At 60.9% G+C, this 13,325-nt stretch carries 12 protein-coding genes; 10 read left to right on the top strand and 2 right to left on the bottom strand.

Translation table 11 applies throughout. The features are described from left to right. Nucleotides 1-3: 3 nt before the first annotated feature. The 6 genes from SJY32_RS07855 (at nt 4) to SJY32_RS07830 (ending at nt 5,809) form a co-directional block, all read left to right on the top strand. Complete coding sequence (locus SJY32_RS07855) at nt 4-513, top strand: TRAP transporter small permease (RefSeq protein ID WP_376877641.1); 510 nt, start codon at nt 4-6, stop codon at nt 511-513. 10 nt (nt 514-523) lie between these two features. Next, complete coding sequence (locus SJY32_RS07850; RefSeq protein ID WP_376873589.1) at nt 524-1,798, top strand: TRAP transporter large permease; 1,275 nt, start codon at nt 524-526, stop codon at nt 1,796-1,798. Nucleotides 1,799-2,034: 236 nt separating this feature from the next. After that, nucleotides 2,035-2,838 (top strand): prephenate dehydrogenase/arogenate dehydrogenase family protein, encoded by an 804-nt coding sequence (locus SJY32_RS07845; protein ID WP_376873587.1) that lies wholly within the window; start codon nt 2,035-2,037, stop codon nt 2,836-2,838. 177 nt (nt 2,839-3,015) lie between these two features. Beyond that, nucleotides 3,016-3,990: an LLM class oxidoreductase gene (locus SJY32_RS07840; protein WP_376873585.1), complete on the top strand. Its 975-nt coding sequence runs from the start codon at nt 3,016-3,018 to the stop codon at nt 3,988-3,990. A gap of 11 nt (nt 3,991-4,001) precedes the next feature. Beyond that, a complete protein-coding gene (locus tag SJY32_RS07835; protein ID WP_376873583.1) occupies nt 4,002-4,790 on the top strand; it encodes an SDR family NAD(P)-dependent oxidoreductase in 789 nt (262 codons plus the stop codon). Nucleotides 4,791-4,822: 32 nt separating this feature from the next. Further along, complete coding sequence (locus tag SJY32_RS07830; RefSeq protein ID WP_376873581.1) at nt 4,823-5,809, top strand: zinc-dependent alcohol dehydrogenase family protein; 987 nt, start codon at nt 4,823-4,825, stop codon at nt 5,807-5,809. A 107-nt stretch (nt 5,810-5,916) separates the two neighbouring features. On the opposite strand, the gene SJY32_RS07825 is transcribed toward SJY32_RS07830, so the two are convergent. Then, nucleotides 5,917-6,582, bottom strand: coding sequence for a FadR/GntR family transcriptional regulator (locus SJY32_RS07825; protein ID WP_376873579.1), 666 nt, complete (start codon nt 6,580-6,582; stop codon nt 5,917-5,919). Nucleotides 6,583-6,807: 225 nt separating this feature from the next. On the opposite strand from SJY32_RS07825, the gene SJY32_RS07820 reads away from it, so the two are divergent. The 4 genes from SJY32_RS07820 to SJY32_RS07805 all read left to right on the top strand — a co-directional run bounded on the left by SJY32_RS07820 (nt 6,808) and on the right by SJY32_RS07805 (nt 10,525). Next, nucleotides 6,808-7,722, top strand: a complete 915-nt coding sequence (locus SJY32_RS07820; protein WP_376873577.1) for a fumarylacetoacetate hydrolase family protein — start codon at nt 6,808-6,810, stop codon at nt 7,720-7,722. A 99-nt stretch (nt 7,723-7,821) separates the two neighbouring features. After that, nucleotides 7,822-8,853, top strand: a complete 1,032-nt coding sequence (locus SJY32_RS07815; protein ID WP_376873575.1) for an ABC transporter substrate-binding protein — start codon at nt 7,822-7,824, stop codon at nt 8,851-8,853. Continuing rightward, nucleotides 8,853-9,662 carry an ABC transporter ATP-binding protein gene (locus SJY32_RS07810; RefSeq protein WP_376873573.1) on the top strand — a complete coding sequence of 270 codons (810 nt, stop codon included), beginning with the start codon at nt 8,853-8,855 and terminating at the stop codon, nt 9,660-9,662. Before SJY32_RS07815 ends, SJY32_RS07810 begins: the two co-directional genes overlap by 1 nt. Next, complete coding sequence (locus SJY32_RS07805; protein WP_376873571.1) at nt 9,659-10,525, top strand: ABC transporter permease; 867 nt, start codon at nt 9,659-9,661, stop codon at nt 10,523-10,525. The genes SJY32_RS07810 and SJY32_RS07805 overlap by 4 nt, the downstream gene beginning before the upstream one ends. Nucleotides 10,526-10,860: 335 nt before the next feature. On the opposite strand, the gene SJY32_RS07800 is transcribed toward SJY32_RS07805, so the two are convergent. Continuing rightward, nucleotides 10,861-13,263: a beta strand repeat-containing protein gene (locus tag SJY32_RS07800; RefSeq protein WP_376873569.1), complete on the bottom strand. Its 2,403-nt coding sequence runs from the start codon at nt 13,261-13,263 to the stop codon at nt 10,861-10,863. Nucleotides 13,264-13,325: the final 62 nt, after the last annotated feature.

Here is a 13,325-nt window from a genome sequence, read left to right as displayed (position 1 = left end):
GTGATGATTGAAGGCGTGAACCGCATCATTGACTGGGTGGAAAACATCCTTGTCACGGTGCTGATCCTGACTGCGACCTTGACTGCGATCGGGCAGGTTATTGCGCGCTATGTGTTCAATAACTCGCTCTACTGGTCGGAGGAGTTGATCCTCTACGCGTTGATTACCATGAGCTTTTTGACCATGGGGATGGGCGTTCGCTACGCCTCCCATATCAGCGTCGAGGCGATCTATGCCATCGCCGGCCCCCGCACCGCTCGCGCCCTCCAGATCGGGGCCGCGGGCCTTGGTCTGGTCTTTGCTTGTGTGCTGGTCTTCTACGGCATCAAGCTATCGTTCAACACGATGAATATGGGGCAGTTGTCGCCCGCGATGCGGATTCCGGTCGGGTATATTTATCTGGTCATCCCGATTTCGGGCGGGCTTATGGCGCTGCGATATGTGTTGGTGTTGCGCTCCATCGTGACCACGGGCGCATATGTCGCGCCGCAGGTCGATATCAAAACAAGCTGAGGGCGCATTCATGGTTTCCGCACTGGTTCCGGCCTTTTTCGGGCTGCTTCTTTTCGGCCTGCCGATCTTTGCCGCGCTGGCGATGTCGGTGGCGCTGGTGTTTTACTTTATTGGCGGGATTGATCCTGTTGTCGTGCCGATGCGGATGTTTTCGGGCATGAACAATTTCTCGCTCATGTCGATCCCGTTCTTCATTCTGGCGGCGGAGTTGATGCGCATTGGCGGGCTGTCAGACCGGCTGATCGGGTTGGCGCGGGCGCTGATCGGGTGGTTGCCGGGCGGCCTTGCGGCAGCGGCGGTGGTTGCCTGCCTGATGTTCGGCTCGATCTCTGGGTCGTCGCCCGCAACCGTGATCGCGATTGGCACAATCATGTATCCTGCGATGGTGGCTGCGGGGTATGATAAGTTCTTCTCGATCGGCCTGATCACTACGGCGGGCACTTTAGGGCCCATTGTACCCCCGTCGATCGCGTTGATCATCTACGGCTCGGTGACGGGGACATCGGTGGGCAAGCTGTTTGCGGCGGGGTTGCTGCCTGCTGTGTTGATCGGGGGCATCCTCATCGCCTACGCCTGCTGGTATTCCGCGCATAAAGGCTACCCGCGCGACACGTTCCCTTCCATTCGCTCGGTCCTGCATGCGGTGAAGCGCGCGGCTTGGGGGCTGGGGTTGCCGGTGATTTTGCTCGGCGGGATTTACTCGGGCGTCTTCACCCCCACGGAATCCGCCGCGACAGCCTGCCTTTACGGCTGGTTTGTGGGGGCGGTCGTGTATCGCAGCATCTCGATGCGCGAAATGCTGCGGGTGTTGCGCAACACCGGATTGATTTCCGGCCCTTTGCTGCTGATTACGGCGGGGGCATCGGCCTTCTCATGGTTGCTCGCGAGCACCGGCGCGCCGTCGGATCTGGCAAGCTACATTCTCTCGGGCACCGATAACCCGATTGTCGTCGTTGCGCTGTTCAACCTGATCTTGCTGGTTGCGGGATGCTTCCTCGATAGCGCTTCCGCGATCATCATTCTGGGGCCGCTCATGCAACCGATTGCCGCGCAGGTGGGGGTTGATCCGATCCACTTCGGGATCATCATGCTGGTGAACTTGTCGGTGGGGATGCTGACGCCGCCTGTGGGGCTGAACCTGTTTGTTGCGATGGGGGTGGCGAAGATGAGTTTGTTCGAGATCTTCCGCGCGTCCCTGCCGACAATTGTGTTGATGCTGATTGCTCTGATCGTCCTGTCCTATGTTCCGATCATCAGTATGCTTGTGCCGTCTTTGATGTTCTAAACGATCCTCCGCCTGTCGCGCCGTTATCCGGCGCGGCGGGCGGATTTGAGGCCGGGGCCATTGACGTGCGCCGGTCGATCGGCCTAGAAACCGGCATGATGACTTTCGCAAACCCGTTCTCGACCGCGTATTATCCGCTTCCTTAGGGGGCGGAACATATGTGTTCACCGCTGCCTTACGCCAGCGGTCGAGCCTCACTTGCGCATCGCCCTGGCCCCTTTTTCAGGATCAGGACTATGCTCTCTCCCACGTTCTCGCACGCTCTCCCGCCGTCTCCCAATCCGTCTCCCAATCCTTCTGTGACCATCGTTGGATTTGGCGCATTCGGTGCGTTTATTGCCGGTCATCTCGCGCCGTTGCTGCGGGTGTCTGTTTTTGATCCCGCCGTCCCGAGTGTGATCAAGCGGGAGGGGGGCGCGCGCCTCACTGCGGGCGGGGACATGATCTTGTGCTGTCTGACGGATTTGGCGCAGATCGACAGCGAGATCATCATTCTCGCCGTGCCACCACAGAGGATGGAGAGTGTCCTGCGCCAGATCGCGCCGCATCTGCGGGCAGGGCAAATCGTGATAGATGTCTGTTCGATCAAGGAAGACCCCGCGCGTCTCATGGAGGCCATCTTGCCTCCATGCGTCGATATTGTGGGAACGCATCCCATGTTCGGCCCGCAAAGCGCGCGTGACGGGGTTGCGGGGCATCAGATTGTGCTTTGCCCCGTGCGGGGGGATGGCTGGCGGCGCGTGGCGTGGTTTTTGCGCCGGTGTCTCAAGCTGCGCACCGTGGTCACCAGCCCTCACGACCACGACCAGCAAGCGGCGATGACGCAAGGGCTGACGCATCTGCTTGCGCGCGCCTTTTTGGAGTTGGGCGAGGCGCCCAAAATCCGGACGCGCAGCTATGATCTGTTGTCGGAGGCCTTGGCGATGGTCGCGTGTGACGCGCCGGAGGTGTTTGACGCGATCACGCGCGGCAACCGTCATGTCTTTGCTTTGCGCGAGCGCTTCACAGCGGCGCTGAACGCGCCCACGAGGATTGGCTGATCGTAACGGCTTGGGCCTTCGTGGGGTTTATTATATTCATAATCCGAAAACTGAACTCTGATATGTCCCGTTTATATAAAAAATAGTTCTTTTATATTGCATGGCACGACCCCTCCTCGTGATGGTCATCCCTCGGGATAACCGGATCGCAGGATCGTTCATCTACAAGGCGTGCCAATGCTCGATCACATCACCGAGACCTTCTCAACTATCAATCGCGGCTTTGACTCCACCTTTCAGGCGGGCCGTATGAGCCTCGGCCTTGTTGCGCCGATTGCCGCATATCCTGATTGCCCTGTGCCGGATATGGCGGGGCATATCGCGCGGGTCCAGCAAGCCGAGGCGCTGGGGTTTCGGGCGATCTGGCTTCGGGATGTGCCGTTCAATGTGGCTTCCTTCGGGGATGCGGGGCAGGGATACGACCCGTTTACCTATCTGGGGTTCCTTGCGGGGCAGACCACGCAGATAGCGCTCGGTGTTGCGAGCCTCGTCCTACCGCTGCGCCACCCTGCGCATGTCGCAAAAGCGGCGGCGAGTGTTGATGTCCTCTCGCAGGGGCGGTTGATCCTTGGGGTCGCATCGGGGGATCGGCCTGATGAGTATCCGGCAATGAATATTGATTTCGATGGCCGCGCCGCCGCGATGCGGGATGCGGTGGCATATATTCGCGCAATGGCGCACCCGTCGCCGCGCATCCATAATCGCTTTGGCCAGATCGATGGCGCGATTCAGGGCCCTATGGAGATGCTGCCCAGACCCCATGCCGCGCGCTTGCCCTTGTTGATCACCGGCTCCAGCCGTCAATCGCCCGATTGGATCGCCCGCAACGGGGACGGATGGATCACCTATCCGCGGCCTGCCTTGGCGCAAGCGCAGGCGATCAACCAGTGGCGCATGGAGCTCACGGCGGCGCAGGAGCCTCTGAAGCCTGTCTTGCAACCGCTCTATGTCGATCTCGCGGATGACCCGGATGAAGGCCCCACGCCCATTCACCTCGGTCTGCGCACGGGGCATCGCTATCTGACTTCTTACCTCAAAGACCTCGAAGCCGCCGGCGTCAACCATGTTGCGCTGAACCTTCGGTTTAACCGCACACCGATCGACCAAACGTTGGACCGTTTGGCGCGCGATGTGCTGCCGTATTTCCATTGAAAGGATTGGGCATGAAAAGGATTCTGATTACCGGCGCCACCGATGGTTTGGGCCGCGCGACGGCGCAAGCCCTTGCGAAGGCGGGCCATGCGTTGATTATCCATGGGCGCAACGCCGAAAAACTGGCCGCGACAGCGCAGGAGTTGCGCGCTTTTGGCGGGCCGGTGAGCGTGGAGCGCGCCGATCTCTCCGATTTGGCGCAAGTCGCCGCATTGGGGGACCGGCTTGCGGCACGCGGCCTGCAAATCGATGTGCTGATCAACAATGCGGGTGTGCTCAAGACGGCGCAACCGCAGACCCCCGACGGGATGGATGTCCGCTTCACGGTTAATACATTGGCCTCGGCGATGCTGGCGATGTTGCTCCTGCCCGTAATCCCGCAAGATGGCCGGATCATCCATCTATCGTCCGCCGCGCAAGCTCCGGTGAATCTGCGCGCGCTTGAGGGACATGAGACTTTGAAGGATATGGAGGCCTACGCTCAAAGCAAGCTGGCGATCACGCTATGGAACCAGTGCTTTGCTGACACCTATCCAGAGGGGCCAGTATCGATTGCGGTCAATCCGGGGTCGCTGCTGGCGACACGGATGGTGCGCGAAGGGTTTGGCACCTCGGGGAATGATCTCAATATCGGGGTCGATATTCTGACCCGCGCGGCCCTTTCGCCAGAGTTTTCAGGCGTTTCGGGGCGGTATTTTGACAATGACGCCCGCTCTTTGGCCGCCCGCTATCCCGTGGCGCAAGCGCAGATCGTTTCGCGCGGCATCAACGAACTTGTGACGCCCGTCGCGTCGCTCTGATCAAACACACTTAACGTTATTAAGGATACATCATGAAAACCATGACCCTCACCTCCTACGGCCCGGATGCACCGTTCATCGAGACCGACACCCCGCGTCCCACCCTTCAGGCCGGCCATGTGATCGTCCGCGTGAAGGCAACGAGCGTCAACACAATCGACACGATGATTAAAGATATCGGAAATGATCTGCCGCTGTCTCCGGCGCTGCCTGCGGTTTTGGGCATGGATTTCGCGGGGGTCATCGAGGAGGTCGGCGAGGGCGTCACGCAGTTCTCTGCGGGGGATGAGGTCTATGGCTGCGCGGGCGGTCTCGCGGCGCTTCAGGGCGCTTTGGCGGAATTCATGCTGGCCGATGCGCGGCTGATCGCCCTCAAGCCGAGCTCTCTGACAATGCGCGAAGCGGCGGCTTTGCCTTTGGTCGGGATCACGGCGTTTGAGGGGCTGACCCGCGCAGGCGTCAAGGCGGGGCAGTCGGTGCTCGTGCAGGGCGGCGCGGGCGGTGTGGGGCATCTTGCGGTGCAAATTGCGCGTCACTTGGGCGCGCAAGTGTCCGCAACCGGCACGGGCGCGGCGCAGCTCGCGGTGATTGAGGGCTTTGGTGCACGGGCAATCGATTTCGCATCCGAGAGCGTGGAAGCCTATGTGGCCGCGCAGACGGGCGGGGTCGGGTTTGATGCCGTGTTCGATACGGTTGGTGGCGCGAATATGACGAATTCTTTCGCCGCGGCCGCCACCAACGCGCAGATTGTCACAACCGTCGCCTTGTCCGAGATTGATCTGAGCCCTGCGCATTTCAAAGGGTTGTCCTTGCATATCGTGTTTATGCTTTTGCCAATGCTGCAAGATGTGGGCCGTGAGGTGCACGGAAAAATCCTGTCGGACCTTGCGGCGCTGGTCGATGCGGGCGCGGTGCGGCCCTTGCTCGACACCGAGCAGTTCGGTTTGTCCGAGGTCGGCGCGGCCTATGCCCGTTTGAAAAGCGGCAAAGCGCTGGGCAAGGTTGTCGTAGAGGTCTGATGGCTCTCGCCCCTGATGCGCGTTTTCGGCGCGTATCGGGGGCGTCCGCCGTTGCGTGCGAGGTCGCTTGCGACTGCGGGGCGCGGCGATATGGTTGCCCGATTGGCTTAGCGAGAGAGGGTCGGCAGAACGCGGTCGCGCACCGAAATGAGATGGTCACGCATGTGGGATGCTGCGCGCTCACCATCGCGGGCCTCGATCGCGGTGCAAATCGCCTCATGCTCGGCGAAGCTGCAATAGCTTTCGGACGGGCGCGTTGTGCTGCGCGACTGTCCCCAGACGGTCGAGCGGCGAACGATGTTGAGCGTTTCAAATAGGTAAATCAGAAGCTTATTCTGGGTGGCCCGCGCGATGATGGAATGCAGCGTGTTATCTTGCGCCTCATAGCTGCGCCAGTCGGGCGCCGCGCGGCACCGGTCATTGCAGGCGCGCATCGCGATAAAATCGGCCCGCGTCCCGGAATGCGCGGCAAGGCGGGCCAGTTCCGGCTCAATTGCGAGGCGTGCGGAGATCACTTGCACGGGGCTTGCGAGCTCGCCCAAGAAGGCAATGTCGTTGAGGTTGTGGACAGGGCGTGCCCCGACGAACGTTCCGCGGCCGACGTGACGCCAGATCAATCCGTCTCTTTCAAGAAGCGACAAGGCTTTGCGCAGGTCCCCGCGCGAGGTCGAGAATTGTTGTGCAAGCACGCGTTCGGGCGGCAGGCGGTCATTGTGTTGAAAGCCGCCGGTCATGACAAACGCGCGGATGCGGTCGGCGAGGGGAAGGGGCATGATGATCTCCTCTCTTAACCAATGCTCTAATTGGTTAAACGTCAAATCTATGCAGACCGCAAATTTATGTTAGCGTAATCCCATAGCTGGCAGAGTTTTCCGTCAAAATCTACCCATGACCGCAGCGCGAACGATTTAACCAATCACGGATTGGTTGCCTGCTTGGACATGTGGTTTCACCTGAAACGACACACGCGATGGCGTGCTTCAAAGGATCAACACGCAATGCGTTTTGCAACGATTTCGACCCCGTCCGGCCCTGCTGCGGCCGTTCAACTTGAGGATGGCGGGTTCCTTCCCATCGCACCGCTCGCGCAGGCGGCAGGCGTGAGCGATCCGGCGCTGCTTGATGGGGGGCTGCAGGCGCTGATTGAGGGCGGCGACGCGGCGTTGGCCAAGCTGGCCGAGATCCTCAAAGGCGCGCATGGCGGCGCGGTCGTCAGCGCGCAAGAGGTTCAGCTTCTCGCCCCGCTGCCAAAGCCCGCGAAAAACGTATTTTGCGTCGGTCGCAATTATGCAGATCACATCGCCGAGGGCGCACGGGCCCTGAAAGCGGACATCAAGGTCACCGAGGTGCCGGTCTTCTTCACGAAGCCGTCGACCACTGTGATCGGCCCGAATGCGGAGATCCCGATTTTCTTGTCGGTTTCTGATAAGATCGATTACGAAGTTGAACTTGCTGTTATCATTGGAAAATCCGGACGCAATATCGCCGCGGATGGCGCCATGTCGCATGTTTGGGGCTATACCGTCTTGAATGATATCACCGCGCGGGACGTTCAGCGCCGTCACGGCGGGCAGTTCTTCAAAGGCAAGGCGCTCGACGGGTCCTGCCCGATGGGGCCGGTGATTGTGACGGCCGACGAGATCGCACAGCCGCACAACCTCGCATTGCGGACCTATGTGAACGGCGAGATCCGGCAAGACGGAAATACCGGCCAGATGATTTTTGATATCCCCACGCTCATCGCCTCCCTCTCGGAGGGGCTGACGTTGAGCGCGGGGGATATTCTCGCCACGGGGACACCGTCTGGCGTGGGTTACGCCATGGAGCCGCCGTGCTTTTTGACGGAGGGCGACGAGGTGATGTGCCAAGTCGAGGGGATAGGAGAGCTGAAAAACACCCTACGCAATATCTGACATCGAACGGCGCGGTGGCTCAAGGGAGGCCCTCTTTGAAAAGATGGGGCGAAAGGATGAGGCACCGCGATCATAAAGCTGAACAATCTGGGAGGATAGATGATGCTTAAAAGACGGACATTCGCGGCCTTGATGACAAGCGCCGTAGTTTTAGCCCCGCTCGCAATCGCGGGATCAGCGGCGGCGCAAGAGCTGACCAAAGTCACATTCGTGTCGCCGAGCGCGTCTGCGATCAACTCATTTGGGATTTATACAGCGATTGGCGAGGGGTTCTTTGCGGAGGAGGGGCTCGAAGTCTCGCCGCAGGCGATCAATGGATCGGGGGCGGTCTTGCAGGCCCTGTCTTCAGGGCAGGCGCAGTTCGGTCGCCCTGGTCCCGGGCCGGTGCTCGCCGCGCGGGGGCGCGGGGTGGATGCCGTGTTCATCTATAACCACGCGGCCAAGAACAACTTTAGCCTTGTTGTTCCGCAAGATAGCGATGTTCAGGTCCCGAAGGATCTGACGGGAAAAGTTGTTGGCACAGGATCTGCCGATGGTTCGGAGGTCGGGTTTGCGCGCAACGTGCTATCGGGCGCGGGCATGACGGAGGGCACGGATTACTCGTTCCTGACGGTCGGCGACGGCGGTCCAGCCTCGGCGGGATTGGCATCGGGCGAAATCGCGGCCTATTCCTCCTCTGCGGCAGATGCGGCGATTTTGAATTTCCGCGGCGTCAAAGTCCGCGACATCACCCCGCCCGAATTCGTGCGCTTCTTTGGCAACGGCTTGGTGACGATGGGCGATACCATTCGCGACAATCCCGAACTGGTCGAGAAATTCGTCCGCGCGGTGTACCGCGGTCATATGTTTGCGCTGGATGAGGCCAACCGCGAAAAAGTCATGGATCACATGGCGGCGGGCAATCCGCAAGAAAGCGAGGATCGCGCCTTCGCGGAAGCTCTACTCGAGGCGATTTTGGACAAATCCGTGCCAACAGATCTGAGCAACGGCTATGGCTATCAACCCCCCGAGGTTTGGGAGGAATGGCAAACTGTCCAGATTGAGGGCGGCGAGTTGGCCGAACCACTCCCCGATCTGACGGCCGCTTACACCAATGAATTTACCCTCAAAGTGAACGGGAGCGCGCAATAATGTCACCCGCCGCAGCCCTATTATCCGTTCCCACCCCAGTTCGAGAGCCGGTCTATCAGCTCAGCAACGTCGGCAAGACCTACGCCCGCAATGCGATCACTGCCTTGGAGGGCGTCAATCTCACGCTCACCAAGGGCAGTTTCTCGTCGGTCATCGGATCAAGTGGCTGCGGCAAATCGACATTGCTGAAAATCATGTCGGGATTGATCTCTCCCTCTCGGGGGCGGGTGATGTTGCAAAACAAACCCGTGAAAGGCCCGCGACGCGATATCGGCATGATGTTCCAGCAAGCGACATTGTTTCCTTGGCGGACGACGTTGGAAAACATCGTCCTGCCGATTGAAATTCGTGATGGTAAGGCGGCCGCAAAAGCGGCGGAGGTTCAGGCGCGCGAGCTGCTTGAGCTTGTCGGGCTGAAAGGATTTGAGGATACCTACGCAAACGAGTTATCCGGCGGGATGGCGCAGCGGGCGTCGATCTGCCGGATGTTGATCACGGAGCCGGCCGTTTTGCTGCTGGATGAACCGTTTAGCGCACTTGACGAGTTGAGCCGCGATTTCATGAATATGGAATTGCAACGGATCTGCACATCGCGCGATGCAACGGCGTTTTTGGTCACGCATTCGATCCCCGAGGCCGTGATCTTGTCGGATATCGTCTATGTCATGAAGCCACGACCGGGCCGCGTCGCGGAGGTTGTCGAGATTGATCTCCCGCGGCCGCGCACGCTGGATATGATGACCACGCCGAAATTCGGGGCATTGGTTGAACACATCCGCAGCCGTTTGGACAAGGAGGCCTTCCTATGACGATCGAATATATCGCAGATACCGATCCGCAAACGCTGGAGGATACGGTGTGGGATGCCGAGGGTGGTTGGCTAGAAACCGTGCCGCGTTCGGTGCAAATGATCTTCGTGTTTATCGTTTTTGTCGCGATTTGGGATGGGCTGACGCGCTTTGGATTTGTGAGCCCGATCATCCTGCCATCCCCGAAGGAGACCCTGCTCGACCTGATTTTCGTTGGTAAAAACGTGCTGACGGGCGGGTATATGCTGGGGGCGCTTTGGATCACGTTGCAGGAGGTTTTCTATGGCTTCTTGCTGGCGCTTCTCATTGGGGTGGCGCTTGGGGTCTTGGTGGGTGAAACCGTCTTTGGCGAGCGCGCGATCATGCCTTATCTGGTGGCGATCGATACGATGCCGAAGGTCGCTTTTGCGCCTTTGTTCGTGGCATGGCTTGGGTTTGATATCGATAGCAAAGTGGCACTTGCCGCTTTTATCGCCACATTCCCGATCGTTGTGGGCACTGCGGCAGGGCTTCACGCCGCCGATACGAACAGCCGCAACCTGTTCAAAACGATGGGCGCATCGCGGCTGCAGACGCTCTTCAAACTGAAGTTGCCGCTGGCTTTGCCGCAGATGTTCACGGGGCTGAAGATTGCCTCTGTCGGGGTTATGGCGGGGGCGATCACGGGCGAGTTTCTCGGCGGTGGCAAGGGGCTAGGCGAGCTGATCCGCACCGCCGCGAGCCAGTTGGATACGCCGCGCGTGTTCTCGTTGATCTTGTACCTGTCGATTATCGGCCTCGGTCTCTTTGCTTTTGTCTCATGGGTGCAGCGCCGCTTTGTGTTTTGGCACAAGGAACGCGTCGCGGCGGGCGCGGAGGGCTAGGCCCGTCTGCGCGTCCCCGCGAACCAATCGCCAATGCAATGGCCCTGCGGCGCGCGCGGGGCCATTGCCCTTTTGACGGCGCGCGACGGGCGTTGGGGGAAGGCGATGGGCACATGGGCGGTCTCTTCGCGGCTTTCCACGATGACGCGAGCACCAGCATCATCGCGCGAAGGGGGGCATCCTCGCGCGAAGGGGGGCAACATCTCTCAAACACGGGCATCATCTCGCGAAGGGGGGGGCGACGCTGGCGCGCATGAGGCGCGGATAGCAACGCGGTTGATCAATGAAAAACGCCCCCGCGTGACTGCGGGGGCGTTGATGTGACTAGGTTCTTTTTAGATAGCTTGCTCGTCTAACCCACCGAGGAGATCGCTCGCCCCTCCGAGGCCGCCGAGCAGATCCGTGACGCCGTCGCCACCCAACAGGCCTCCGTCCAGCAATCCGCCACCCAGCAGATCGCCGCCCAAGAGCCCACCCACGGTGTCGAGGGTCGTATCCACAACGCCGTCCTCGCCGATGACTGTGTCGAGCAGATCATCCAGCAGGCCGCCCGTCACGCCATCAAGCGCGCCAGTCACCCCGTCGAGGCCGCCGAGCAGATCGGAGGTATCGCCAAGGCCGCCGAGCAGATCCGTGACGCCGTCGCCGCCCAGAAGGTCGCCGTCGAGCGGGGTGCCATCACCCAGCAGGCCATCCACCAGACCACCCACGGTGTCGAGGGTCGTATCCACAACGCCGTCCTCGCCGATGACTGTATCGAGCAGATCATCCAGCATGCCGCCCGTCACGCCATCAAGCGCACCAGTCACCCCGTCGAGGCCGCCGAGCAGATCGGAGGTATCGCCAAGGCCGCCGAGCAGATCCGTGACGCCGTCGCCGCCCAGAAGGTCGCCGTCGAGCACTCCGGTGACGCCGTCGAGCGGGGTGCCATCACCCAGCAGGCCATCCACCAGACCACCCACGGTGTCGAGGGTCGTATCCACCACGCCGTCCTCGCCGATGACTGTGTCGAGCAGATCATCCAGCAAGCCGCCCGTCACGCCATCAAGCGCACCAGTCACCCCGTCGAGGCCGCCGAGCAGATCGGAGGTATCGCCAAGGCCGCCGAGCAGATCCGTGACGCCGTCGCCGCCCAGAAGGTCGCCGTCGAGCACTCCGGTGACGCCGTCGAGCGGGGTGCCATCACCCAGCAGGCCATCCACCAGACCACCCACGGTGTCGAGGGTCGTATCCACAACGCCGTCCTCGCCGATGACTGTGTCGAGCAGATCATCCAGCAAGCCGCCCGTCACGCCATCAAGCGCACCAGTCACCCCGTCGAGGCCGCCGAGCAGATCGGAGGTATCGCCAAGGCCGCCGAGCAGATCCGTGACGCCGTCGCCGCCCAGAAGGTCGCCGTCGAGCACTCCGGTGACGCCGTCGAGCGGGGTGCCATCACCCAGCAGGCCATCCACCAGACCACCCACGGTGTCGAGGGTCGTATCCACCACGCCGTCCTCGCCGATGACTGTGTCGAGCAGATCATCCAGCAAGCCGCCCGTCACGCCATCAAGCGCGCCAGTCACCCCGTCGAGGCCTTCTGTGACACCATCGAGTCCGCCGAGCGGGTCTGTCGTGCCGCCCAATCCGCCAAGGAGACCGTTGACGCCTTCAAGGACGCCATCAAGCGTTGTTTCTACGTTTCCGATCAAGCCGTTCTCCTCAACGGGCCCGTCACCAAGCAACGGGCGGTCGCCCAAGAGCCCGTCAAGCAGGCCGTCGTCGCCGACAATATCGCCCAGAAGGCCATCGGAACCCGTCACGCTACCGAGCGCAGCATCATTGCCAGTAATGGCGCCGAGCACCCCACCGTCAGCGAGAAGCGGATCGAGGATACCAGCCTGCTCGGTTCCGTCGGTCGGATCTGTTCCATCGGTCGGGTCGGTCCCGTCGGTTGGATCAGTTCCGTCGGTCGGGTCGGTGCCGTCAGTCGGATCGGTCCCGTCGGTTGGATCAGTTCCATCGGTCGGGTCGGTGCCGTCGGTTGGATCAGTTCCATCGGTCGGATCAGTTCCGTCGGTCGGGTCGGTGCCGTCGGTTGGATCTGTTCCATCGGTCGGGTCGGTGCCGTCGGTCGGGTCAGTTCCGTCGGTCGGGTCGGTGCCGTCGGTCGGGTCAGTTCCGTCGGTCGGGTCAGTTCCGTCGGTAGGATCGGTCCCGTCGGTTGGATCAGTTCCGTCAGTCGGGTCGGTCCCGTCGGTCGGGTCAGTTCCGTCGGTAGGATCGGTTCCGTCGGTAGGATCGGTTCCGTCGGTTGGATCAGTTCCGTCGGTAGGATCGGTTCCATCGGTTGGATCAGTTCCATCGGTCGGATCAGTTCCGTCGGTAGGATCGGTCCCGTCGGTGGGGTCAGTTCCATCGGTCGGGTCGGTGCCGTCAGCCGATCCGCTCGACCCACTGCCGAGCAGCGCTGCGAGGCCGATACCGCCCATAGCCACAGCCGCCGCGATGTCTTCGTCCGATAGGCCGGCGCCAGCGCCGACGGCAGTCTCGTCGATGACGGTGCCATCGCTGAGCCGCAAGCTATGCAGCGAACCGCCTTCTGCAGGCGTGTAGAAATCAAGCACCGTAATCGTGTTGCCATCTTTCAACGAGACAATCAGATCATCCCCGTTTTTGGCATAGTTCGCGATGTCGGTTGCGGCGGCATCGATCGGAATACCGATCTCGGTGCCTGCCTGAATGGTGGTATTGGCCATTTTGTAAACTCCTCAGTCTGACAGTGCGCCCGTTGGTGCGTCACGTATAAAGTATGTAGATA

It is taken from the genome of Albirhodobacter sp. R86504 (assembly GCF_042466415.1).
GTDB lineage: Bacteria > Pseudomonadota > Alphaproteobacteria > Rhodobacterales > Rhodobacteraceae > Albirhodobacter.
This window is presented reverse-complemented; position numbering and strand designations above follow the sequence as displayed.

What these genes read in the sequence shown, in the direction of transcription:
- SJY32_RS07855 (WP_376877641.1), top strand. Translation starts at nt 4, where the DNA reads ATGATTGAAGGCGTGAACCGCATCATTGACTGGGTGGAAAACATCCTT.
- SJY32_RS07850 (WP_376873589.1), top strand. Translation starts at nt 524, where the DNA reads ATGGTTTCCGCACTGGTTCCGGCCTTTTTCGGGCTGCTTCTTTTCGGC.
- SJY32_RS07845 (WP_376873587.1), top strand. Translation starts at nt 2,035, where the DNA reads ATGCTCTCTCCCACGTTCTCGCACGCTCTCCCGCCGTCTCCCAATCCG.
- SJY32_RS07840 (WP_376873585.1), top strand. Translation starts at nt 3,016, where the DNA reads ATGCTCGATCACATCACCGAGACCTTCTCAACTATCAATCGCGGCTTT.
- SJY32_RS07835 (WP_376873583.1), top strand. Translation starts at nt 4,002, where the DNA reads ATGAAAAGGATTCTGATTACCGGCGCCACCGATGGTTTGGGCCGCGCG.
- SJY32_RS07830 (WP_376873581.1), top strand. Translation starts at nt 4,823, where the DNA reads ATGAAAACCATGACCCTCACCTCCTACGGCCCGGATGCACCGTTCATC.
- SJY32_RS07825 (WP_376873579.1), bottom strand. Translation starts at nt 6,582, where the DNA reads ATGCCCCTTCCCCTCGCCGACCGCATCCGCGCGTTTGTCATGACCGGC.
- SJY32_RS07820 (WP_376873577.1), top strand. Translation starts at nt 6,808, where the DNA reads ATGCGTTTTGCAACGATTTCGACCCCGTCCGGCCCTGCTGCGGCCGTT.
- SJY32_RS07815 (WP_376873575.1), top strand. Translation starts at nt 7,822, where the DNA reads ATGATGCTTAAAAGACGGACATTCGCGGCCTTGATGACAAGCGCCGTA.
- SJY32_RS07810 (WP_376873573.1), top strand. Translation starts at nt 8,853, where the DNA reads ATGTCACCCGCCGCAGCCCTATTATCCGTTCCCACCCCAGTTCGAGAG.
- SJY32_RS07805 (WP_376873571.1), top strand. Translation starts at nt 9,659, where the DNA reads ATGACGATCGAATATATCGCAGATACCGATCCGCAAACGCTGGAGGAT.
- SJY32_RS07800 (WP_376873569.1), bottom strand. Translation starts at nt 13,263, where the DNA reads ATGGCCAATACCACCATTCAGGCAGGCACCGAGATCGGTATTCCGATC.